This is a genomic window from Duganella sp. (assembly GCF_039595735.1).
GTDB lineage: Bacteria > Pseudomonadota > Gammaproteobacteria > Burkholderiales > Burkholderiaceae_D > Rugamonas.
Genome location: NZ_JBCNLB010000003.1, coordinates 1 through 22,035 on the forward strand (window position 1 = coordinate 1; position 22,035 = coordinate 22,035).

Here is a 22,035-nt window from a genome sequence, read left to right on the forward strand (position 1 = left end):
CGTCCGCGGCAAACGCCTCGACCAGCAAGCCGCCCGCGCCGAGGTCGGCGCCACCGTCGCCATCCAAGGTCAATTCATACAAACGGGTAGCGCTGGAAAACTGGGCCAGGGCGGTGGTGATTTGTTCGATCAGCGCGGTGCTCATGATTCGGCAGCAGTTTTCACCGCCACCGGCTGCTGTTTGCACTCAGGTTCCTTGCGGGCGGTGGTCGCGCACAGGTGCTCGCGGCACTGGGCGGCGCCGGCGTCGTTCATCCGGCTGCATTGCTTGAGCTGGTAGGCCGGCGTCGATGGTTCCTTGGATGGTTTGGCGGACTGGACGTGGGTCATCAGCGCGGCCAGCAGGGCAACATCATTATCCTGCGGCGCTTTCGGCTTGGTCTCGGCCTTCTTCGCCACTTGCACGGGCTTTCTGGCTGGCTTCTCCGCTTTCTTGTGCTCCGCCAGCTTAGGCTTGGCCGGCGCCGCGTGCGGTTTTTCCAGCGCGGCGGTCAGCTCATCTTTCGGCGGTTTGGGCGGCGTGTCGTTCAGCACTTCCTTCAGGGAGCGGGTATCGTTGATCGGCACGCTGACGGCGGTGGTTTCTTCAACGATGGTGGCGGCCGGGGCCACAGCAGGTGCTGCCGCAGCCACCACTGCACGCTCTGCGGCCGGCGCAACGGCGTGGCTGGCTGGCGGCAAGCTCAGCGGCGGATTGGATTCCAGACTGAGCCAGGCAATCACGCCCGCGCCCAGAGCCAGCGCACCGACGATGGCGCCTCGCAGCGCCAGTTTATTGCGTCCACGCTTCTTGGCCGTCGCGGCCGCGGCGGCCGGATGGCGCTCCAACCCGTCCAGAATGCTGGGCCGGGCGGCATCGGCCTGTGGTTCCGCCGACAGCAGACTCGGGCGACCACTGGACGATGGGCGTTTTTCTTCACCTTGCAAAATTAGCTCCCTTATTAATTTCGCATCACTTTACGACATTCAAAGAAATCATGCCGCACGGCTAGTTTCAATCGTGCGCAGGCTTGTCATAACTCTAATATATACTCCAAAGCAATGCTTTTTAGACATTTAATGACTTTGAGGGCAATGTGTTCCTACTGGCGGTAACTCTGTATTTCTTGCTGGCTTGCCTCATCAGTTGGATGGTGCTGTTCCCGTCCGGGCGCGAGTTTGTGCTGGCTGCGCTGGCCGGCGCCGGCGCGCGCCTGCAGCAGAAACTGGGGCGCGCCGCCGAACGTCAGCGCAGCGGCATCGATGCGCTGCGCCGCTCGGGCAATGCCACCGCCGGCAGTCTGCGCGACTTTTTTGGCGAGCACTATCTGCTGTGTCTGGGCGGTCTCGCGCTGCTGTGCCTGCCGCCTTTGGCCGCATTCCTGCTGGCTGGCAAACCGACGTTGAACGGTTACGAAGCCTCCACCCGCGAGGTCAACACGCAGGTGGCCGGACTGTTGGCCGGCGAGCAGCTGGTGCCGCCGCCTGCCCTGCCGCCGCTGGTGTTCACCACTGCCGAAGTCCAGCTGGAGCGCCCGATGCTGGTATCGGCCAGCCGTGACTGGGCGCTGCTGGACAGCGTCTACGCGCAGCGGCTGCTGATGGCCTTCCGCATCATGAAAGAAAAATATGGCTATGAGATGGCGCTGCTGGAAGGCTACCGCAGCCCCGAGCGCCAGAACACGCTGGCCGCGATGGGTTCGGGCGTGACCAATGCCGCTGCCTTCCAGAGCTGGCATCAGTACGGTCTGGCCGCCGACTGCGCTTTCCTGCGCGACGGCAAGCTGGTGATTTCGGAGCGCGACCCTTGGGCCATGCGCGGCTATCAGCTGTACGGCGAGGTTGCCGAGTCGCTCGGCCTGACCTGGGGCGGGCGCTGGAAGATGATGGATTTCGGGCACACGGAACTGCGCCGGCCCGGCGTGATGAAACAATAGGAGAACATGGAGTGATGCTCTGGTTGCGTAATATAGCCCTGACCACCGCCGCGTTCGGCGGCAGTTGGGGCGGCGCGATCTGGTTCTGGCGCGAGACCAACCGCATGCCGGCCACCAGTGAACTGGTACTGTACCTGCTGGTACTGCCGGTGCTGCTGCTATCGTCCTGGTGGCTGGCGCGCAAGGCGTGGGCGCGCGTGACCGCGCCAGCGACGCCGGCGGCGCCGGACGCCGCTGCGGGCACTGGCGCGCAGGCTGCCGACGCCAATGCCCATGCGCCTTTGCCGCCGGGCCTGACCATCGCCGCCAGCGCTGTGCGCGCGCCGCATGGCAGCAGCGTGGCCGAATTGCGCGCAGCGCTGGCCGCCAATCAGGCGCGTCCCAGCCTGGATCGTGAGCTGTACGATGACGACGGCTATCCCATCCTCAGCGCCCGCATGCCGGACGCCGGCGATGCCGCGCTGCGCGAAGAACTCGACCTGTGGCGCCGCGCGCGCCAGCTGGACGATCCGCGCTTCGACCTGGCGCAATGGCGCGCCCTCGCCGCCGCCAGCGCCGTGACGGCGGAACTGGCGGCGCAAGCCACCATGCACGCCGACTTGAGCGCGTGGGAAGAACAACAGCAAGCGCGCCAGCAAGGCCGTCTCGCACCGAATGCAGTCGTCGCGCCAGCGCCGCCGCCGCTGCATCTGCTGCCGCTTTGGGCCGAGGACTTCAAGCCGCAGCAGCGCGAACTCGCAGCACAATGGCTGCGGCATGTCGCCATCGAAGCGGGCTGGCCGCAAGCGCTGCTCGCGCCGGTCGCGCAAACCGTTGGCGCCACACCGGCTGACAGCGAGGCGGGCGCCGTGCTGGCCGCCCTGCTACAGCAATGCGGCGACGCTGCGCGCCCTTGTCTCGCGCTGCTGGTGGCTGCTGGCTCGCATTTGAGCGATGCCGCCATCAGCCGCCTGTCCAATCAAAACGCGCTGTACACCGCCAGCAGCCCGCAAGGCCGCATTCCCGGCGAAGGCGCGGCCGGCGTGCTGCTGGCCGATGCCAGCACTGCCACGGCACTTGGCGTTGAAGGCGCTGTGCTGCAAGCCCTGCACCAGGGTCGCCGCCACGCTTCCGCCGACGAAGTCCGTCGCGATACCGATTCCTGCCTGACCGACGCTGTCCACCACGCGCTGCAAGCAGCGCAAGTGAACGGCGACGCCATTGCCCTGGTGGCCGCCGACACCGGCCACCGCACCAGCCGTGTCACCGAGTTAATGCACGTGGTTACAGCCGCCGCGCCGCAACTCGATCCCGGCGCGGATGTCATCAGTGTCGGCGCCAGCTGCGGCAGCTGCGGCGCCGTCACCTGGCTGACCGCGCTGGCCGTGGCCGGCGCCGAAGCGCAGGAACGTGCAGCACCGGTGCTCTGCATCAGCAACGAAGATCCTTACCGCCGCTACGCCGCGCTCCTGCGCCCGGCGCATGCGGCCTGACACACTTTAGTAACCGAGTCCTATCATGATGCAAAAATTCTGGCTGTTTCTGACCCAACGCCGCACGCTGATTGTCATCGGCTGGCTGGCGTTTGCCGCGCTGCTCTTCGTCACCAGCGCCCTGCTGCAGTGGCCCGCTTCCGTGCCGTGGACGGTGCTGGTGGTGGCGCTGCTGTTTGGCGCCGCCGTCTGGTACTGGCGTTACCGCAAGACCCAGCGCGCCGCCGGCCACCTGGGCGACATGCTGGAACAGCAGGCCAACAAGCCGGTGAAAGCGGATCCGGCCACGCGCCAGGAAACCGAGGCGCTGCGCACGCGCATGCTGGAAGCCATCGGCACCATCAAGAATTCCAAGCTGGGTCAGACCTCCGGCAACGCCGCGTTGTACGAACTGCCGTGGTACATGATCATCGGGAATCCGGCGGCGGGCAAAAGTACGGCCATCGCCAGCTCCGGCCTGCAGTTCCCCTTCGCGGACAGCAAAATCGTGCAAGGCGTGGGCGGCACCCGCAACTGCGACTGGTTCTTCACCACCGACGGCATCCTGCTTGATACCGCCGGCCGTTACTCGGTGGTCGATGACGACCGCGCCGAGTGGTTCGGGTTCCTCGACCTGCTGAAAAAATACCGCAAGAAGGCGCCGATCAACGGCATCATCATCGCCGTCAGCGTGGCGGAGCTGACGCGCAACCGGCCGGAGTTCGCCATCAATCTGGCCAAGAACCTGCGCCAGCGTGTGCAGGAACTGACCGAGCGCCTGGAAGTGCACGCGCCGGTCTACGTGCTGTTCACCAAGGCCGACCTGATCACCGGCTTCAACGAATTTTTCCAGGACGCCGAGCGCGGTGAGCGCGACAAGGTCTGGGGCGCCACCCTGCCCTACAGCCGCAATACCAGCGGCGAGGAAGTGCTGAACCAGTTCGACGCCCGCTTCGACGAGTTGTACGAGGGTCTGAAGGACCTGAGCGCGGCCAACATGGCGCTGCAATGGCGCGAGCGCATGCCGCCCGGCGTGTTCACCTTCCCGCTGGAATTCAGCTCGGTCAAGCCATCGCTGCGCACCTTCATCGCCACGCTGTTTGAAGAAAACCCGTTCCAGTTCAAGCCTGTATTCCGCGGCTTCTACTTCACCAGCGCGCTGCAGGAAGGCGAAACCGTGTCCGCCTCGTCGCAACGCGTGGCGCAGCGCTTCGACTTGCAACTGAAACCGTCCGAGCACGAGGAAGCCCACCAGCAGCAAGGCTACTTCCTGCTTAACCTGTTCCGCAAAGTGATCTTCGCGGACAAGGATCTGGTGGCGCAATACGCCAGCCCGGCCAAGATGCGCATGCGCTATATCGCCTTCTTCGCCGCCACGGCCTTTGCCGGCCTGGCGCTGGCCGGCTGGAGCTGGTCCTACATGAACAACCGCCAGTTGGTGGCCAATGTGCAGGCGGACCTGGACCAGGCCATCAAGGTGCAGGAAAAATCCATGGATCTGCAATCGCGCTTTGCCGCGCTGGAGATCCTGCAGGACCGCATCGAGCAGCTGGATAAATATGAAGAGGACCGGCCGTTGTCGCTGAGTCTTGGCCTGTACCAGGGCACGCTGCTCGATCGCAAGCTGCGCGAGGAATACTTCAACGGTGTGCGCGAAGTGATGCTCAAGCCCGTCGGCCAGACGCTGGAAGCCTTCCTTGCGGAAGTCAACAACAACGCCGCGCAGCTGCAGCCGATGTCCCGCCCGGTGAGCGCCTCCCCCGGCAGCACCTCGGTACCGCCTAACGCCACGCGGGACGAGGCAGCGGCAGCCATCAACAACAGCGCGCAGCAATTCAAGGATGCGTCGCCGACCGATGCCGAAGATGCCTACAATGCGCTGAAGACCTACCTGATGCTGGGCGATAAATCGCGCGCCGAAGCCGGCCACCTCAACGACCAGATCACCCGCTACTGGCGCGTGTGGCTGGACACCAACCGTGGCAGCATGCCGCGCGAGCAGCTGATCCGCAGCGCCGAGCGCATGATTTCGTTCTACCTCGCGCAGGTCAACGACACTTCGTGGCCGCAGATCGACAACCGCCTGACGCTGGTCGACCAGACCCGCGACAACCTGCGCCGCGTGGTGCGTGGCATGCCGGCGCGTGAACGCGTGTATGCCGACGTCAAGGCGCGCGCCGCTACCCGCTTCCCGGCGGTGACGGTGGCCTCCATTGTGGGCGATCAGGACAAGGAGCTGGTGCTGGGCAGCTACGCCGTACCGGGCAGCTTTACCCGCGCCGCCTGGCAGGGCTTCGTGCAGGACGCCTTCCGCGAAGCGGCCAATCGCGAGCTGCAAAGCGCGGACTGGGTGCTGAAAACCTCGTCCAAGGATGATCTGACGCTGGAAGGCAGCCCGGAACAAATCCAGAAATCGCTGGTGGACCTGTACAAGAACGACTACGCGCGTGAATGGCAGAAGTTCGTGCAGGGCGTGACGGTACGTGATCTGTCCAGCTTCGACCAGGCCGCAAATGCCATGAACCGCTTGGGCGATCCGCAAACTTCGCCGTTGAACAAGCTGATGAACAGCGTCTACGAGCAAACCTCGTGGGACAATCCGTCGCTGCTGGACGCCGGCCTGCAACGCGCCCAGCGCGGCGTGGCCGGCTGGTTCAAGGAGACCATCCTGCGCCAGAAACCGTCGCAGGTGAATATCAACGTCAGCGGCGGCAGCGTGCAGAACGCCGCCCTGCCGCTCGGTCCCGTGGGCCGCGAGTTCTCCGGTGTGGCGCGCCTGGTGGTGGCCAAGGACAAGGATGCGTCGCTGATGCGCGGCTACATGGAGCAGTTGGCCAAGCTGCGCGGCCGCTTCAACCAGATCAAGAACCAGGGCGATCCCGGCCCCGGCGCCAAACAGCTGATGCAGCAAACGCTGGATGGCAGCGGCTCCGAGCTGGCCGACGCGCTGAAATACGTGGACGAGCAAATGCTGACCGGGATGACCGATGCGCAGAAAGCCGCCATCCGTCCGCTGCTGGTGCGTCCGCTGATCCAGAGCTTTGCCGTGATCGTGCAGCCGACCGAGGTGGAGATCAACAAGGTGTGGGCGGCGCAGGTGCTGCAACCATTCCGCCAGACCCTGGCCATGAAATATCCGTTCGCCACCGAGTCCAAGGCGGAAGCCAGCAACGCCGAAATCGGCGTGGTGTTCGGCCCGGATGGCGCCATCGCCAAGTTCTTCAACACCACGCTTGGTCCGCTGGTGGTGCGCCGTGGCGACACGGTCAGCGCGCGCACCTGGGCCAACATGGGCATCAACCTGGCGCCACCGGTGGTGGCCAGCTTCCCTGGCTGGGTTGCGCCGCTGGCCGCCAATGGCGTCGCCAATGCGGCAGCTTCCAGCGGCGGCGAAGGCCAGACCAACTTCGATTTGCAGGCGTTGGGCGCGGTCAGTGCGACCGAATTCACCATCGAGATCGATGGCCAGGCCCTGCGCTGGCGCGGCCAGCCGCAGCCTTGGGTGCACATGGCGTGGCCGAATCCTGCCGGCGTACCGGGCGCGAAGATCACCGCCATTACACCGGAAGGCCGCAGCGTGGTGATCTTCAACGAGCCGGGTCACTTCGGCCTGAAGAAAATGATCGATGCGGCCAAGCGCAAACGCAAGGACAATGGCGCGTTCGAGCTGACCTGGGATAACGCCGGCGTGGCGGTGACGGCCAACCTGAAAATCGTCGGCACCACGGCGCCGCCGGTGCAGGCACAAGCTGCGCCGGCATCGGCCGGCTTCAAGCGACTGCGCCTGCCGGACATGGTGACGGTCGCCGCGCCGCAACCCGCACCCGCGCTGGCCGATCCGGCCACGCCTGCCGCCCCGGCAGCAGTGCCGTCCACGCTTGGCGCGGCGCCGGCCGCGCCCGCACCAGGCAACGCCGCAGGGACGCCAAGGCCGGCAACGGGTACAGCGCCAGGCGCGGTCGCACCGGGCACGCCTGCGCCAGTCCGCCCGCCAACACCGCCATCCGGCCCGGCCCCGGCCACCATGCCGGTGCCGCCAGCCACGAACCCAATCCGCACCGCAGGAGCACAACCATGAGCCGCGGCGCCACCACAGCCAACATCGGCTACTTCGGCAAGGTGCCGGGACGCGGCGACTTCGTCAAAGGCGGCGACAGCCCCGCCCTCATCAAGGTCCTGGATGACTGGCTGGCCCAGGCCATGGACCTGATGAGCGCCGACGCCCGCTGGAAGCTCAATTACGACGCCGTCGCGCCGCTGCACTTCGCCTTCGTCGGCCCACGCCGCCGACATGCGATCGCTGGCCACATCGTCGCCAGCAGCGACCAATCGTCGCGCCGCTTCCCCTTCCTGATGACCAGCAGCGTGGAAGTGCCGGAACCATCGACCTTCGTCGCCAGCGCGCCGATGGTGTTCAACCGCCTGTGGAACCGGCTGGCGACGCTGAGCACCAGCGTGGTCGCCGCCGGCGATCCCACTGTGCCGCTGCAACTGGCGGCCAGCGAGGCGATCGAACTGGATCTGCGCAGCGCTGCCTATCAGGCCAGCTTCGACGACTTCCTTGAACTGCAAACCGTCGGCGGCCTGGATGCCATGTTGGCGCAGGCCGGCTTCAAAGGCTCGTCGCGGCAAGTCCTGCTGGCATTGGGCATGCTGCTGCAGCCGGTATTGGCCAGCAGTTCCAGCCGCCTCGATAAAACCCTGCTGCTGCCGCTGCCGCAAGACCCGATGTACCGCAACCTGGTGGCCTCGTTCTGGCTGCAGCTGATCACGCCTTTCCTGGCGCGCGCCGACTTTGAACTAGCGCTGTTCCTCACGCGCCTGCACGAACAACCGGTGCTGCTGGTGGGCTTCAGCGGCGCCTCGCCGGCAACGCTGCACGGCATCATGGACCCGCACGCGGCGCAGGACCGGCAAATCGCGTTTGAACAACTGGACTGGGTGGAAGAACAAGCGGACAGCGACTACGCCGTCAAAAAGCTATCGACCTACTTGTCGCAACCTTCCCTGTCACTCAAATCCGCGCTGGACTCGGTCAGCGCGGCATTTATCGGAACTTGAATCATGCGTACTCTCATTTTTACCAGTTTGCTGCTGGCAGCCGGCGCCGCAAGCGCACAGGCCAACGCACCGCAACCGGGTCAGGTGCTGGCTGCCGGCACCCTGCCCGATGAGGCCAGCAAAGCCGCCGTGCTGGCCAAGCTGCGCGAAGTCTACGGCGCCGACAAGGTGGTGGACCAGATCTCGATCGACAAGGTGGCCACGCCAGCCAACTGGAACAGCTACGTGCAAAAGCTGATCACGCCGGATCTGAAGCAGATCAGCCGCGGCCAGCTCAAGATCGACGGCAGCACCGTCAGCCTACGCGGCGAAGTGGGCAACGAGGCGGTACGCCAACGTATCGCCAGCAATATCGCCACCAGCCTGAATCCGACCTACACGGTCAATAACGGCTTGCGCGTCTCGGCCGCCGATCAGGGCGTGCTGGATAGCGCGCTGGCCAACCGCATCGTCGAATTCGAAAGCGGAAAAGCGGAGCTGACGCCAACCGGCAAAGCCATTCTCGATGAAATGGTGGTGGCCCTGCGCAAGCTGAATAACCGCAAGGTCGATATCATCGGTCACACCGACAGCGCCGGCCTGCGCGCCACCAACCAGGGACTGAGCCAGGCGCGCGCGGAGGCGGTCAAAGCCTATCTGGCCAGCCATGGCATCAACGGCGACCTGCTGACGGCCAGCGGCCAGGGACCGGACCGGCCTATCGCCAGCAACGACACCGCTGAAGGCCGAGCGCGCAACCGCCGCATCGAATTCCGCATGGCGCAGTAAGAGGACACTATGTATTCCGCACAAGAGCTTTTAGAACCGATTTCCGACAGCCAGCCCGCTGGCAGCGACCTGTCCTTTTCCCCTGAACTGGACGCTATCGCGCAGGCGCGCAAGTTTGACGATCCATCGCTGGACCAGGGCGAATGGGTGACTGAATTGAAGGAGGCCGACTGGCCATTCGTGGTTGACCGCTGCGCGCATTTGCTGAAAACCGCCAGCAAGGATTTGCGTCTGGGCGTCTGGCTGACCGAGGCCGGCGCACGCGTGCACCAACTACGCGGGCTGGGCGAAGGCTATCTGCTGCTGGCCGGTCTGTGCGACCAGTATTGGGATCGCGGCTTGTACCCGCAGGCGGAGGATGGCGACAACGACCAGCGCATCGGCAACCTGAGCTGGATACTGGCGCGCACGCCGGCGCTGGTGCGCGAGATCGGCCTGACCGAGAACGGCGACTATTCCACCATCGACTTTGAAGAAGCGCGCAAGCGTGCATCCAGCGGCGACGAAGCCCTGCAGAACCGCGCGCCACGGCTGGCGGATCTGGAAACCGCGAAACGCAATAACTCGACCCAGTTCGCGTCGACGTTCCGCGCCGATGCGCAGTTCTGCATCGAGGCGCTGGAACAGCTGGAGCGCGTGGCTGACGCCCACCTGGGCAATGACAGTCCCGGCTTCGCCGCTGCGCGAGACGCGGTGAAATCGATGCTGCACGTGATGCCGGCGCCGCAGCAGGCGGCCGGCAGCGCGAACGCCCATGGCAATGCAGGCGCAGGCGCCACTAACGCTGGAGCTTGGGGAGCGGACGGCCAGACTGCGGGCGGCGGGACTGGCCAAACCGGTGGCGCAGCCGACGGATATGGTACGCTGGGTGGCGCGGCGCTGGGTCAACCGGGCGTCATCAGCAATCGCGCGCAAGCGGTAGCGCAGTTGCGGGCGGTGGCGGAATTTTTCCGTCGCAGCGAGCCGCACAGCCCTGCATCCTACTTTGCCGACAAAGCCGCGGCGGCGGCGGAACAAGACCTGCACACATGGCTGCGTTCTGTCGTCAAAGACCAGGCCTCGCTGGCGCACATCGAAGAACTGTTAGGCGTTCCGCCAACGGAATAGCCGTCATTTGAAAGAGCTGTCCATGCGTTTGTCTGTCTTCTGGCTGGTATGTATTCTGTTGATCAGCAGTGTTACGGCAAATGCCCAAATTTGGCAGCCGGCACAGGGGCAGATTCAGGTTGCGATCTGGCCCGGGGCGGTGCCCGACGCGATATCGGCTTCGAAGGCTGAATCGCTTGCTTTTGCTGAAGGTCACGGAGGATGGGCGCAGGTCCGTGATGTCAGCCAGCCTACCATGACGGTGTACGCGCCCAAAGGCGAGAATACCGGTGCGGCGGTCGTGGTATTCCCCGGCGGCGGTTTCAAGGTCCTGGCCATGGATCTGGAGGGCTCTGAAATATGCGACTGGCTCACCTCACGCGGCATTACCTGCGTGCTGCTCAAGTATCGCGTCCCGAAAGGGAACCACTACTGGGACGAGAAATGCCAATGCCACGTCACGCCGAAGATTCCACGTGCGTTGCAGGACGCGCAAAGAACCATTCGGCTGGTCCGTTCGAAGGCAAGTGAACTGAATATCGATGCCGGTAAAATCGGCGTGATCGGGTTCTCTGCGGGCGGCTATCTGGTTGCCCAGACCAGCAATATTTTTACGTTGACTTACAAGCCTGTCGATGCGATCGACAAGTTAAGCAGCCGCCCTGACTTTGCCATTGCGCTTTACCCCGGCCACCTGTGCCGCGCTGGCGGCACGCTCGATCGCAGCATTCACGTCACGAAGCAAACGCCGCCGACATTCCTTTTGCAGGCCTGGAATGACCCCGTCGATCCAGTCTGCAATAGCACGCTCTACGCACAGGCACTTGATCAAGCAGGCGTGCCGGCCGAGGTTCATCTCTTTGCCAAAGGCGGGCACGCTTTCGGTCTGAGGGACAAGGAGCACCCTGTTTCGGCATGGCCAACGCTGGTTGAAAACTGGCTCAAGGAGATCGGAGTCCTGCCAACTCCGATTCCCTGATCGCCCGCTGCCGAGGCTTATTTGACGGTGTACTTGAACTGGCCCTGCTTGTTGGCGCTCACCTTGATCTTGCTGATCGCCGCGCCTTCCGCCATGCGCGCCAGGACCGACTCCGCGATCTCCGGCAGCAGCGTGCCGTTCAAGATGTTGTCCACGTTGCGGGCGCCAGAATCCACCTCCGTGCAGCGCGCCAGCACCGCTTCCACCAGCGCTTCGTCGTAGCTGAATTCCGCTTTGTGATTGACGGAGATGCGGCGCTCGATCTTGCCCAGTTTGAGCTTGATGATCTCCACCAGCACATCGTCCGGAATCGGATAGAACGGAATCACTTTCAAGCGACCCAGGAAGGCTGGCTTGAATTGCTTCATCAGCGCTGGACGGATCAGCTGTTCCAGTTCTTCCACTGACGGCAGTTCTTCCGGTGATTTGTTCAGGCAGGCCTGCATCATCGTGCCCGAAGCGACGTTGGAGGTGAGGATGATGATGGTGTTCTTGAAGTCGATCTCGCGCCCTTCCGCGTCGTCCATCACGCCCTTGTCAAAGACCTGGAAGAACAGCTCCATCACGTCCGGGTGGGCTTTCTCGACTTCATCCAGCAGCACCACGCTATAAGGATTGCGGCGCACGGCTTCGGTCAACACGCCGCCTTCGCCGTAGCCCACGTAACCCGGCGGCGAGCCTTTCAGGCCCGAGACGCTGTGCGCCTCCTGGTACTCGCTCATGTTGATGGTGATGAGTTTTCGTTCGCCGCCGTACAGCGTATCGGCCAGCGCCAATGCGGTCTCGGTCTTGCCGATACCGGACGGGCCGACGAACAGGAAAACGCCTTTCGGTTTGTTCGGGTCGTCCAGGTTGGCGCGCGACGTGCGCACGCGCTGCGCCACCGCTTCAATGGCATGCGGCTGGCCCAGCACGCGCTGCTCCAGGCTCTCCGTCAGGCGCAGCACGGTCTTGATTTCGTCCTTGACCATTTTGCCGAGCGGGATGCCAGTCCAGCCGGCGACGATCTCCGCCACCACGTGGCCATCCACCTGTACCGGCACCATTGGCGTTTCGCCTTGCAGTTCGCGCAGCTCGGCCACCATGGCTTGAATATCGCGGCTTTGGCCGCCACGCGGGCTGCCCTCCGCAGCCTCGCCGCCTTCCGCCGGCGCCACCGCGGCTGCGCGGGCGGCAATGATCTCGGCAGTCAGCGCTTTCTCGCGCTCCCAGCGTTCCGACAGCGCCTTAAGCTGCTCATCCGCCGAAGCGCGCGACTCGCGCAACTCTTGCAGGCGCGCGGTCGGTGCGGCCCCGCCTTCGGCCTGCTCGCGCTCCAGCGCTGCCGCCTCGGCGTCGATGCGCTCGATCTGGCGCGAGAGCGACTCGATGCGGGCCGGTGTCGCGTTCTGTCCCAGCGCCACCTTGGCGCACGCCGTATCCAGCACGCTGATCGCCTTGTCCGGCAGCTGACGCCCCATGATGTAGCGATGCGACAGGCGCACCGCCTCGGTGATGGCCTCGTCGTACACCCGCACGCCAAAGTGCTTTTCCATCAGTGGCGCCATGCCGCGCAACATGGCGCACGCCAGCTCCTCGCTCGGCTCTTCCACTTTCACGACCTGGAAGCGGCGCGCCAGGGCGGCGTCTTTTTCAAAATACTTCTTGTACTCGCCCCAGGTGGTGGCGGCGATGGTACGCAATTCTCCGCGCGCCAAGGCAGGCTTGAGCAGGTTGGCAGCATCGTTCTGGCCTGCCTGACCACCGGCGCCGATCATGGTGTGTGCCTCGTCGATGAACAGGATGATCGCGTGCGGGCTTTTCTTCACCTCGTCGATGACGTTCTTCAGGCGGTTTTCAAATTCGCCCTTGACGCTGGCACCGGCCTGCAGCAAACCCATGTCCAGCGTGTGAATCTCCACGCCCTTCAGCACATCCGGCACGTCGTTCTGCGCGATGCGCAGCGCCAGGCCCTCCACGACGGCGGTCTTGCCGACGCCGGCCTCGCCGGTCAGGATAGGATTGTTCTGGCGGCGGCGCATCAGAATATCGATGGCCTGGCGAATTTCCAGATCGCGGCCGATCACAGGATCGACCTTGCCGTCGCGCGCGCGCTGCGTCAGGTTGGTGGTGAACTGGTCCAGTGCAGGCGTCTTGCTGGCGGCGCGCGCTTGCAGTTCACCGACCGGATCGCCCCCCTCGCCCGCTGCCGCAGCCGGCTTGGCCACCGGCGTTTCCTCCGAGCCCGCAGTGATCTTGTCCAGATTGTGCTTGATCTGTTCCAGGTCAAAGCGCGCAAACAGCTTGGAGCTGCGTGCCGCCAGCTGCGACAACTCGGTATCCGTCAGCAGCGCCTGCAGCAGATGGCCGCTTCGGATCTGCGCCTGGGTATCGTCCTGCAAATCCAGCGAGGCAATCAGCCAGGCATTTTCAAACAGCTTGGGCAAGCGCGCCGAGAACACCGGCGTGCGCGTATTGCCGTTCTTGAAGCGCCCCACTTCCGCGCGCAGATCGGCCTCCAGCTGGCTGATGCTGATGTCGCACTGGCGCGCGATGACCGCCACGTCGCTCTTGGGCTGCTCCAGCAGCGCCAGGAACAAATGTTCGATGTCGACCTCATACTGGCCCAGCGACACGCACAGGCTGGCAGCGCGCGTGGCGGCGGCGCGGCTGGTGTCGTTCAATTTGCCGATCAGCGTTTTCAGATTGATGCTCATATTGTTATCCTTTTTATGATGTGTGTATCTCGTAGCGGACATCGCTGCGGTCGTGCCGCTGCGCCTCGGTCACCAGGAAACTGTCCCAGCCCAGGCGCCCGCCGCAGCAGTCTTCATCCAGCCGCGCGCCCTGCACGTCTTCGGCGCGCAGCACCAGCTGCACCTCATATTCCAGCGACACGCCGGTGAACATGGTCAACATGCTCTCCAGGGCGCGCGCCGCTTTCCCGCCGGGCAGGAAGGATTCGTAGCCTTCCAGGTCCAGCGGGCCTATCACCAGCCGCATGCGCAGATCGCGCTGCCACACGCGCGCGCCGGCCATGGCGCCGCCGCCCAGCACCGCGTTGGCCATGCCCAGCATGGTCTGCTGGCCGTCCGGGACGTCATACCAGGCGCCGATGAACTGCTCGGCGCGCACCGGCTGACAGAAATACTCCGACAGCACGCGCGCGATCTGCACCGCCGATGCCGGCCGCTGGCGCATGGCGGTGGCAAAGTACGCCACCGATTCATCCAGCACGCCGTCGCCGCCATCCGACAGGCGCCTGCGCAACGACGGGTTATGCATGCCTGCCAGCGACAACAGCAGCGGCAGGAATTCATCCTTGCCGCGCACCTGATACTTCAGCTCCAGCCGGTACTTGCGCCACGCCTCGTAGAACAGCGCCAGCGCGCGGTTGGAAAAGGTATCAAGGAAGGCACGCGGCCCCTCGTCCTTCTGATACAGCGTGTGCGCGGCGATGCGCTCGGTGTAGTGCGCCGGCAGCGTGCCGCTGCTGCCCAAAAAGCCCATGAAGGCCGGCGTGATGCGGATGTAACGCAGCTGCGCCGACTTCAGGGCCTCGCCAAGGCTACGCGCATCGGTGGCCATGTCACGCGGCTCCGGCTGCAGCGTTTCCAGCTGGCTGGCCGGGAAGCTGAGCGAGGTCGAATTCTGGAAGCGCAGAAAGTTGGCCACCGCGCCCTCGTCCGGCACACCATGCCGCTTGAGCCACAGCTCCAGCATGCGCACGGCCTGGAAGTATTCGAAACGCTGCGGCTGGGCGAACAGGCGCTCGATTACAGCAGGCTCAAATCGCCGCTTCGTGGCAAGCATCGCAGCAGTTCCTCTCCGTTTTTATTCGATTTGATGACCAGCTGCGTGAAGCTGTTGGCGTGCACGTACAGCCCAAGGAAGCGCTCGACGATCTGCGCAAAGGCGTGAATGCCGCTGCCCACGAAGGCTTCCTCGTCCACCGTCAGCGTCACCTCGACGCCGCGCACCAGACAGGCGAAGGGATTCCCCGGCAGCCAGGTGTTGGCAGCCTTGCGCGACACGGCGACGATGCCGCCGATCTGCCGCTGCGACGCTGGTGAACGCGGCAGGTCGTACAGCGTGAGCATCTCACGGAAAGCGTCGATGCCACCGCCGGTCAGCGACAGATGGTTGAGCGACAGGTGCGAAATCAAACGCCAGTGCGCACCACGTCCGCGGGCGAAGCGGTACGACGGCGTCGGCTTGCGCAGGAAGCTGATGGCACGCACGCTCGAACCGCCTTCCAGGAACAGATCGCCGCCGCGCATGCCGTAGGTCAGCGAGGCTGGCAGGTCGCGGTTGGTGCAGGTCAGTTCCAGGCTCAGAGTATCGGTTTCCACCTCGGCCGGGTCGAAGTCGATATCGACGATGGAAATCTGCGTTTCGTAGCCGGGACTTTTCTCGGCGATGTCCTCGTCGCGCCGCGCGACCCAGTAGTGGCCATGCTTTTCCGGCGTCTGGCCGTGGCGCAGCGAGTAAAACGGGCGGAATTCCTGCACCGATTCGCCCTGCGGCGTTTGCCGCACCAGCTTGACCGACTCGATCGACTGCACCGCATAGGCAAACGCCCGGCGCGCATCGGCCAGCACCGGATAGCTGGCGCTGGCATGGGTCAGGCGTATCGGCTCGCCACGCTGGCGGAACAGGTTGACCACCGGCGTGCAGCCCAGCAGCACGTTGTTGGTGCTGAGCGTGGCCAGCATGCGCGCCAGGTCGGAATCGGTGCGCATGCCGGACAGCGCCAGATGCAGCGTGACCGACCTGCAACCCACCGGCAGCGCGCCGCTCATGGCATGCAGGTCAATGTCGAAGAAGTTGAATTTTTCAGGAAAGCAGAAATACTCGGTCAGCAAACGGTAGGCCGTGTGCGAGCGGGCCGAAAAATCGATCAGCGCTTCATCCTCGCCAAAGCCCGCCGGCGACACCGGGATCTTGTGCAACTGGCTCCAGCGGCCATTGCCGTCGGCTTCCACGTAGGCGGCCAGCGCGCGCGTGAACAGCGCATCGCGCAGCGCGGCGCAGAACGAGGGCTCGCCGTCGATGAACACGCGCAGCTTGCCGAGGCCCAGTTGCGCCAGCGTCACCTGCTCCGCCGTGCACGACAAGGTCAGGCTGATGCTGGAGGTGGCTTGCGGCGGCGGACGCACCGCTTCCGGCGCGGAGATGATGGGTGCAAAGCTGGCGCCATCCAGCGCCAGCGGCGCCACCGTCACTGGATAAGCGGTGCGGAAGGTACAGGTGGCGCCGCGCACCGGGCGCGTGGTCAGCTGCGTGCCGCGCGCGATTTCGCTTGCGGTGGTCAGCTGCGCGGCGGCGCCGCTGAAGTCCATGCGCGCGATCGAGCACGATGGAAAAGGCCGCAGGTAGTGCGGGTACAGCACTTCAAACAGCGCTTCGGTAAATTCGGGATAATCGTCATCGAGCCGCTTGGCGATGCGGGAATTCAGCAGCGCGAAGGACTCGATCATGCGTTCGATGTGCGGGTCTTCGCACACCTCGCCGCCGATCAGCAAGCGGCCGGCGATTTTAGGATAGCGCTCCGAGAACTCGCGCGAATAGCGACGCAGGAATCCCAGTTCACGCTCGTAGTACGGCAGTAGTTGTTCCAATTTCTCAAACTCCCAGCGGCGTCGGGGTCAGGCGGCGCGCCTTGCTGATGGTGTAATGCAGGCTTGAGGGCTGCAGGACTGCGTCAAAATTGACAGGTTCATGAGCGCTGTGGACCACCAGCAGCGCCGTTATAGCGAAGTTCAAACGGTTGACGGCGTCCGCCCGCAGCTCCAGCGACGCCTGCACATTGCGCAGGCGCGGCTCGTGGCGGGCGATTGCCTTTTCCAGGCTGCGGCAGATGAAAGCACGATCGTCTGTGCTCGACAGCGACAGGCCGGCAAAGTCATTCAGGCCGTAAGTCGCGATCGACCGGCCGCATTCCGGAAAACGTTTCAGGAGATCCTCCGGGATCACGGCCCGCGTGTTCAGCAGCGCTTCCAGGTCGCGCGCCACCGAATCCTTCAAGTCCTCAATGGACAAGCGCGACACCGCGCCGCTGTTGCCGTTGCTGCCGTTGGGTGGCCCGTCCATCAGACGGTCGAACAAACCCGGAGTAAATCCCTTCATTGCAAATTAAGCCGTCTTGTTGGAGGCCAGATCCCAGCCGCCGGAGGTGTTGCCGCCCGAACCGCCGCCCACTTTCTGCTGGGTGTACTTCCACTTGACCTTCGAATATTTCAGGGCCACGTCTTCGGTCAGGATGTTGCCTGGTTCAACGGCTGGCGCCACGCTGGAGATCAGCACGTTTTCCAGTTCGATTTCGAAGTACTTCACGCGGTCGCCCTGGCCGTCGGCGCGCAGGAATTCCAGCTTGGCCTTAGGCAAGGTTTTGCCCGACGAGCAGTTTTGCAGCAGCAGCGGCGTGGCCAGGTCGGCCAGCTTGCTCACCACAATGTCTTTGTGCTCGGTGCGTTCAGCGGTGTGACCGCCGCCGGTCGACGCGGTGGCCGATTTCGGCTGCAGCACTTCCCACTGTACCGATTTCACTTCGATCCAGTCTTTGTGGGTGGTGTCTGCCGATTCGCCTTTGATGCCGTCGATTTGCAGGTAGACGTCGATTGCCATGGTATTCCTTTCAATGAAAAATAAAAAATAAAGCGAGTTACTTAAGTCTTGGTCGATGCTGGAAGCTCCGCGACCAAACGGAGGGAAACGGACAGCTCATCGAGCTGGAAGTGCGGACGCAGGAAGGACACCGCGCGGTACACGCCCGGACGGCCCGGCACTTCCGACACCTGCACCGACGCTTCGCGCAGCGGGAACTGCGCCTTCTGTTCCTGGCTGGCGTTATCGTCCAACAGCACGTACTGGGTCAGCCAGCGGTTCAGGAAGTCTTCCACGTTGGAGGCGGCGGCAAAGCTGCCGATTTTGTCGCGCATCATGGCCTTCATGTAGTGGGCGATGCGCGATACCGCGAAGATGTACTGCAGCTGGGCCGACAGCACGGCGTTGGCATTGGCGGCATCGTTGGCGTATTTTTTGGCCTTCTGGGCCGATTGCGCGCCGAAGAAGGCGGCGTAGTCGGTGTTTTTGCAATGGACCAGCGAGATGAAACCGAGGTCGCTCAGCTCTTTCTCGCGGCGGTCGGTGATGGCGATTTCGGTCGGGCACTTGAGCGCCACTTCGCCTTCGTCGGTCTTGAAGGTGTGGGTCGGCAGGTCTTCCACCAGGCCGCCGCCTTCCACGCCGCGGATCGCCGCGCACCAGCCGTAATCCTCAAAGGCCGCGGTCAGCTTGGTGCCGAAGGCGTAGGCGGCGTTACACCACAGGTATTTCTGGTGATCGGTGCCGTCCACGTCTTCCACGAAGTTGAAGCCCTCGACGGTGGCGCCATCGGCCGGGTTGAACGGCAGACGGCCCAGGAAGCGCGGCAGAGTCAGGCCGACGTAGCGCGAATCCTCGGACTCGCGGAACGACTTCCACTTGGCGTATTCCACCGTGTCGAACACTTTCGACAGGTCGCGCGGCTTGCCCAGCTCACTGTAGCTTTCCAGGCCGAACAGCTCCGGCGAGGCAGCGGTGATGAACGGCGCATGCGCGGCCGCGGCCACGTGCGACATCTGCTCGATGAAGTACATGTCTTCCGGCTGGCGGGTGATTTCGAAATCGCCAATCAGGGCGCCAAACGGCGCGCCGCCGAAGGTGCCGAATTCTTCTTCGTAGACCTTGCGGAACATGGTGCTCTGGTCGAATTCCAGCGCCGACTGGAAGTCCTTCACCAATTCCTTCTTGGTGGCGTTGAGCATCTTGATCTTCAGGTTCTGGCCGGTGGCGCTGTGCTTGACCAGATATTGCAGGCCGGTCCAGCTGCTTTCCAGCTTCTGGAACTCGGGCGCGTGCAGCACGGCCGACAGCTGGGCCGAAATCAGGCGGTCCAGTTCCGCCACGCGGGCGTCGATGGTCGCGGCCAGGTTGTCGGACACCACTACCGTGCCTTCCATCACCTGATTCACCAGTTCGGTGATCAGATCCTTGGCGCGGGCATGCTCGGTGCTCGACTTGGCGACCTTGCTCTGCTCGACGATCTGGTCCAGCAGCGCCACTTCGGTGGCGGCAGGAGCGCCGCCGGGAGTCAGTTGTGCGGACATGATCAGTCCTCCTTCTTGTCGGCGGTTTGCTGGCCCAGCACGGCCAGTTTCTCGGTGCTGTGCAGCACGTCGTTGAGGATGTCTTCCAGCTTGTCGTTGCCGGCCAGCTTGTTGCGCAGGTCGGCCAGCTTGGTGCGCGCCTCCAGCAGCTTGCGCAGCGGCTCAACCTGCTGCACCACCGCTTCCGGACGGAAGTCGTCCATCGACTTGAACTTCAGATCGACGGCAAACTCGCCGCCTTCCGCGCCCAGCTCGTTCTTCACGCGGAAGTTGGCGCGCGGCTCCACGCCCTTCAGCACCTCGTCGAAATTGTCGCGGTCGATGTTGACGAACTTGCGCTCCTTGAGGCGCTTCTGCTCGACTTCCGAATTGCCGCCGAAATCGCCCACCACGCCCATCACGAACGGCAGTTCCTTGTTCTCGATGGCGTCGCCGATCTCGACGTCGTAAGTCATTTGCACCCGTGGCGGGCGGATTTTCTGCAGTTTCTTCTGCACGCTGGAATTCTTGGACATGGCTATCCCCTCTTCGGTTATTTCAGGGCGCCGAACGGATCGGCGCTGGATTCTTCTTGCTGCCTGGCCTTGGCGGCCTTCTTGCCACTGGCCTTGCGCGCCGGCGTGGCGGCCTGCTGCACCGGCGCCGGGGCCGGCGGCACCAGCACGGTTTCGCCCAGGCTCTCGCGCAGCAGCTTGGCCAGGTCTTGCGACTCGGTGCGGATCGAACCGGACAGATTGTTCTGGCGGCTCAGGTCCGCCAGCGAACGGGTCGACAAGCGCAGGCCGCTGATGGCGATGATGCTGTTGGCCAGCGTGTCGTTGGGGTCGCGCACCAGCACTTCCTGGGCATTGACGATGGCTTCGCCGTACTGCCCGGCTTCGTAACGGGTCTGGGCAATGCTCAGCCACGGCGATTTGTCGGACGGATAGGCTTCCGCCGCCTGCTGCCACAGCTTCACGGCTTGTTCCTTCTGGCCGGTGCTGGACGCGGTGCCGGCCTGCGCCAGCATGGATTGGAGACTGGGCTTGGCGGCCACCGGTGGCGCCACGGGTGTGGTGGTACAGGCGCTCAGCGCTACCACCGAGACGATGGCTCCAGCCAGTTGCGCGGCCCGAGCAAAGGACAGTACGGTTGTCATGCTTACCTCAATTTCGATATCAAAAAAGAATACTTAAAAAACAATTTCTGCAACTGGGCGCCACGTTATCAGAAATTTATTATTGACCGCGTTCAATTGAACTCAACCGTGCGCACCCTTTAAAAAAAGAAATGTTATTGTTCTGCTACTTTCAAAAAAGGCATAGCAAATGAGCAGCAAAATTCTCTGGGGCGAGGGTCTGTTCCTCCGCCCGCAGCACTTCCAACAGCAGGACCGCTACCACGAGCAGCGCCTGCATCAGAGCGTGCTGGCGCTGCACCCTTATGCCTGGGGTGTGAACCAGTTGCAGGTCGACCGCGACGCGTTGGCCAACCACAGCCTGCGCGTGCTGGAGCTGTCGCTGCGCTTCCAGGACGGCGAGTTTTACGACGCGCCCGGCGCCGACGACCTGCCGGATGCGGTGGACCTGAGCCAGTTGCCGCAGTCGCAGCAAAGCGTCACCTACTACGCGGCGCTGCCGGCGTTCAAGCCGTTCGGCGGCAATTTCGGGGACAACGGCTCGGTGCGCTACCTGCAGCACAACCAGGACACGCCGGACCTGTACACCCACGCGGCGCCGGCCCAGCTGAGCTATCTGAAAAAAACCCTGCGGCTGGTGGCGGAATTTGAACCGCGCGACTCGTACACGCACTTCCCGCTGCTGCGCCTGCGCCGCGCGGCCACCGGCGGCTTTGAGCTGGACGCCGCCTTCGTGCCGCCCAGCCTGTCCGTGCGCAGCGCGCCGCTGCTGTTCCTGCAACTGCGCCGCCTGCTGGACGCGCTGCAGGCCAAGGTCAGCGCGCTGTACGGCCACCACCGCGAGCCGAGCAAGCACGTGATCGAATTCCGCTCGGGCGACATGTCCTCGTTCTGGCTGCTGCACACGGCCAGTTCGGCCTTCGCCTCGCTGACGCACTACTTCCAGCATCCGGCGCTGCATCCGGAACGGCTGTATGAACAGCTGCTGGGCCTGGCCGGCGCGCTGATGACCTTCTCCAAAAGCTGGAGCCTGGCCGACCTGCCGCCCTACTCGCACACCGATCCCGGCCCCGGCTTTGCCACCCTGCACCAGATCATCCGCGAGCTGCTGGACACCGTGATCTCGTCGCGCTACTTCGCCATTGCGCTGCGCGAGGTCAAGCCGTCCTACCACCACGGCATGCTCGACTCGGGCAAGATCGACGACAAAACCACCTTCTACATCGCGGTCTCGGCGGCCATGCCGGCCAGCGAACTGGTGGAGGTGGTGCCGCTGCGCTTCAAGGTCGGCGCGCCGGACGACGTCGACAAATTCGTGCTGTCGGCCATGCCGGGCGTGCGCCTGCAGCACGCGCCGCAGGTGCCGGCTGCGGTGCCGGTACGGCCCGACGCGCTGTACTTCTCGATCGAGGCCAAAGGCCAGATGTATGAGCGCATGCTGCAAGCGCAATCGATCTCCATCTATGTTCCCGGCGGCATACACGACCTGCAACTGGAGCTGGTCGCCGTCACATCCTGAGGTGTTGCA

General features: G+C 64.0%; 17 protein-coding genes. 8 read left to right on the plus strand and 9 right to left on the minus strand.

Annotation, left to right across the window (positions count from 1 at the left end):
- Positions 1-141: 141 nt before the first annotated feature.
- Positions 142-927, minus strand: coding sequence for a hypothetical protein (locus ABDW57_RS07455; protein ID WP_343729578.1), 786 nt, complete (start codon positions 925-927; stop codon positions 142-144).
- A gap of 149 nt (positions 928-1,076) precedes the next feature.
- On the opposite strand from ABDW57_RS07455, the gene ABDW57_RS07460 reads away from it, so the two are divergent.
- The 7 genes from ABDW57_RS07460 to ABDW57_RS07490 are packed head-to-tail and all read left to right on the plus strand — an operon-like array spanning position 1,077 to position 11,261.
- A complete protein-coding gene (locus ABDW57_RS07460; RefSeq protein ID WP_343729579.1) occupies positions 1,077-1,916 on the plus strand; it encodes a M15 family metallopeptidase in 840 nt (279 codons plus the stop codon).
- 14 nt (positions 1,917-1,930) lie between these two features.
- On the plus strand, positions 1,931-3,388 hold the full coding sequence (locus tag ABDW57_RS07465; protein ID WP_343730002.1) for a hypothetical protein: 1,458 nt from the start codon (positions 1,931-1,933) through the stop codon (positions 3,386-3,388).
- 28 nt (positions 3,389-3,416) lie between these two features.
- On the plus strand, positions 3,417-7,445 hold the full coding sequence (gene tssM / locus ABDW57_RS07470; RefSeq protein ID WP_343730003.1) for a type VI secretion system membrane subunit TssM: 4,029 nt from the start codon (positions 3,417-3,419) through the stop codon (positions 7,443-7,445).
- Positions 7,442-8,428 carry a type VI secretion system-associated protein TagF gene (gene tagF / locus ABDW57_RS07475; protein WP_343729580.1) on the plus strand — a complete coding sequence of 329 codons (987 nt, stop codon included), beginning with the start codon at positions 7,442-7,444 and terminating at the stop codon, positions 8,426-8,428. Before tssM ends, tagF begins: the two co-directional genes overlap by 4 nt.
- 3 nt (positions 8,429-8,431) lie before the next feature.
- Complete coding sequence (locus tag ABDW57_RS07480) at positions 8,432-9,196, plus strand: OmpA family protein (protein WP_343729581.1); 765 nt, start codon at positions 8,432-8,434, stop codon at positions 9,194-9,196.
- A 9-nt stretch (positions 9,197-9,205) separates the two neighbouring features.
- Positions 9,206-10,303 (plus strand): type VI secretion system protein TssA, encoded by a 1,098-nt coding sequence (gene tssA, locus ABDW57_RS07485; protein WP_343729582.1) that lies wholly within the window; start codon positions 9,206-9,208, stop codon positions 10,301-10,303.
- A gap of 22 nt (positions 10,304-10,325) precedes the next feature.
- On the plus strand, positions 10,326-11,261 hold the full coding sequence (locus ABDW57_RS07490; protein ID WP_343729583.1) for an alpha/beta hydrolase: 936 nt from the start codon (positions 10,326-10,328) through the stop codon (positions 11,259-11,261).
- Between the two features lie 17 nt (positions 11,262-11,278).
- On the opposite strand, the gene tssH is transcribed toward ABDW57_RS07490, so the two are convergent.
- From tssH to ABDW57_RS07530, 8 genes are read right to left on the minus strand one after another with little or no spacing between them, the layout of a single operon-like run.
- Positions 11,279-13,957 carry a type VI secretion system ATPase TssH gene (tssH, locus tag ABDW57_RS07495; RefSeq protein ID WP_343729584.1) on the minus strand — a complete coding sequence of 893 codons (2,679 nt, stop codon included), beginning with the start codon at positions 13,955-13,957 and terminating at the stop codon, positions 11,279-11,281.
- 13 nt (positions 13,958-13,970) lie between these two features.
- Positions 13,971-15,053, minus strand: coding sequence for a type VI secretion system baseplate subunit TssG (gene tssG, locus ABDW57_RS07500; RefSeq protein WP_343729585.1), 1,083 nt, complete (start codon positions 15,051-15,053; stop codon positions 13,971-13,973).
- Complete coding sequence (gene tssF, locus ABDW57_RS07505; protein ID WP_343729586.1) at positions 15,017-16,861, minus strand: type VI secretion system baseplate subunit TssF; 1,845 nt, start codon at positions 16,859-16,861, stop codon at positions 15,017-15,019. Before tssF ends, tssG begins: the two co-directional genes overlap by 37 nt.
- A 4-nt stretch (positions 16,862-16,865) precedes the next feature.
- A complete protein-coding gene (gene tssE, locus ABDW57_RS07510) occupies positions 16,866-17,369 on the minus strand; it encodes a type VI secretion system baseplate subunit TssE (protein ID WP_092271855.1) in 504 nt (167 codons plus the stop codon).
- A gap of 6 nt (positions 17,370-17,375) precedes the next feature.
- Positions 17,376-17,867, minus strand: a complete 492-nt coding sequence (locus ABDW57_RS07515) for a type VI secretion system tube protein Hcp (protein ID WP_343729587.1) — start codon at positions 17,865-17,867, stop codon at positions 17,376-17,378.
- A 41-nt stretch (positions 17,868-17,908) separates the two neighbouring features.
- On the minus strand, positions 17,909-19,390 hold the full coding sequence (tssC, locus tag ABDW57_RS07520) for a type VI secretion system contractile sheath large subunit (protein WP_343729588.1): 1,482 nt from the start codon (positions 19,388-19,390) through the stop codon (positions 17,909-17,911).
- Positions 19,391-19,392: 2 nt separating this feature from the next.
- Positions 19,393-19,905, minus strand: a complete 513-nt coding sequence (gene tssB, locus ABDW57_RS07525) for a type VI secretion system contractile sheath small subunit (protein ID WP_343729589.1) — start codon at positions 19,903-19,905, stop codon at positions 19,393-19,395.
- 17 nt (positions 19,906-19,922) lie between these two features.
- Positions 19,923-20,528 carry a hypothetical protein gene (locus tag ABDW57_RS07530; RefSeq protein WP_343729590.1) on the minus strand — a complete coding sequence of 202 codons (606 nt, stop codon included), beginning with the start codon at positions 20,526-20,528 and terminating at the stop codon, positions 19,923-19,925.
- A 169-nt stretch (positions 20,529-20,697) separates the two neighbouring features.
- On the opposite strand from ABDW57_RS07530, the gene tssK reads away from it, so the two are divergent.
- Positions 20,698-22,026 carry a type VI secretion system baseplate subunit TssK gene (gene tssK / locus ABDW57_RS07535; protein ID WP_343729591.1) on the plus strand — a complete coding sequence of 443 codons (1,329 nt, stop codon included), beginning with the start codon at positions 20,698-20,700 and terminating at the stop codon, positions 22,024-22,026.
- Positions 22,027-22,035 lie beyond the last annotated feature (9 nt).

What these genes read in the sequence shown, in the direction of transcription:
- ABDW57_RS07490 (WP_343729583.1), top strand. Translation starts at nt 10,326, where the DNA reads ATGCGTTTGTCTGTCTTCTGGCTGGTATGTATTCTGTTGATCAGCAGT.
- ABDW57_RS07515 (WP_343729587.1), bottom strand. Translation starts at nt 17,867, where the DNA reads ATGGCAATCGACGTCTACCTGCAAATCGACGGCATCAAAGGCGAATCG.
- tssM (WP_343730003.1), top strand. Translation starts at nt 3,417, where the DNA reads ATGCAAAAATTCTGGCTGTTTCTGACCCAACGCCGCACGCTGATTGTC.
- tssH (WP_343729584.1), bottom strand. Translation starts at nt 13,957, where the DNA reads ATGAGCATCAATCTGAAAACGCTGATCGGCAAATTGAACGACACCAGC.
- tssA (WP_343729582.1), top strand. Translation starts at nt 9,206, where the DNA reads ATGTATTCCGCACAAGAGCTTTTAGAACCGATTTCCGACAGCCAGCCC.
- tssC (WP_343729588.1), bottom strand. Translation starts at nt 19,390, where the DNA reads ATGTCCGCACAACTGACTCCCGGCGGCGCTCCTGCCGCCACCGAAGTG.
- tagF (WP_343729580.1), top strand. Translation starts at nt 7,442, where the DNA reads ATGAGCCGCGGCGCCACCACAGCCAACATCGGCTACTTCGGCAAGGTG.
- ABDW57_RS07465 (WP_343730002.1), top strand. Translation starts at nt 1,931, where the DNA reads ATGCTCTGGTTGCGTAATATAGCCCTGACCACCGCCGCGTTCGGCGGC.
- ABDW57_RS07480 (WP_343729581.1), top strand. Translation starts at nt 8,432, where the DNA reads ATGCGTACTCTCATTTTTACCAGTTTGCTGCTGGCAGCCGGCGCCGCA.
- tssE (WP_092271855.1), bottom strand. Translation starts at nt 17,369, where the DNA reads ATGAAGGGATTTACTCCGGGTTTGTTCGACCGTCTGATGGACGGGCCA.
- tssK (WP_343729591.1), top strand. Translation starts at nt 20,698, where the DNA reads ATGAGCAGCAAAATTCTCTGGGGCGAGGGTCTGTTCCTCCGCCCGCAG.
- ABDW57_RS07530 (WP_343729590.1), bottom strand. Translation starts at nt 20,528, where the DNA reads ATGACAACCGTACTGTCCTTTGCTCGGGCCGCGCAACTGGCTGGAGCC.
- tssG (WP_343729585.1), bottom strand. Translation starts at nt 15,053, where the DNA reads ATGCTTGCCACGAAGCGGCGATTTGAGCCTGCTGTAATCGAGCGCCTG.
- tssB (WP_343729589.1), bottom strand. Translation starts at nt 19,905, where the DNA reads ATGTCCAAGAATTCCAGCGTGCAGAAGAAACTGCAGAAAATCCGCCCG.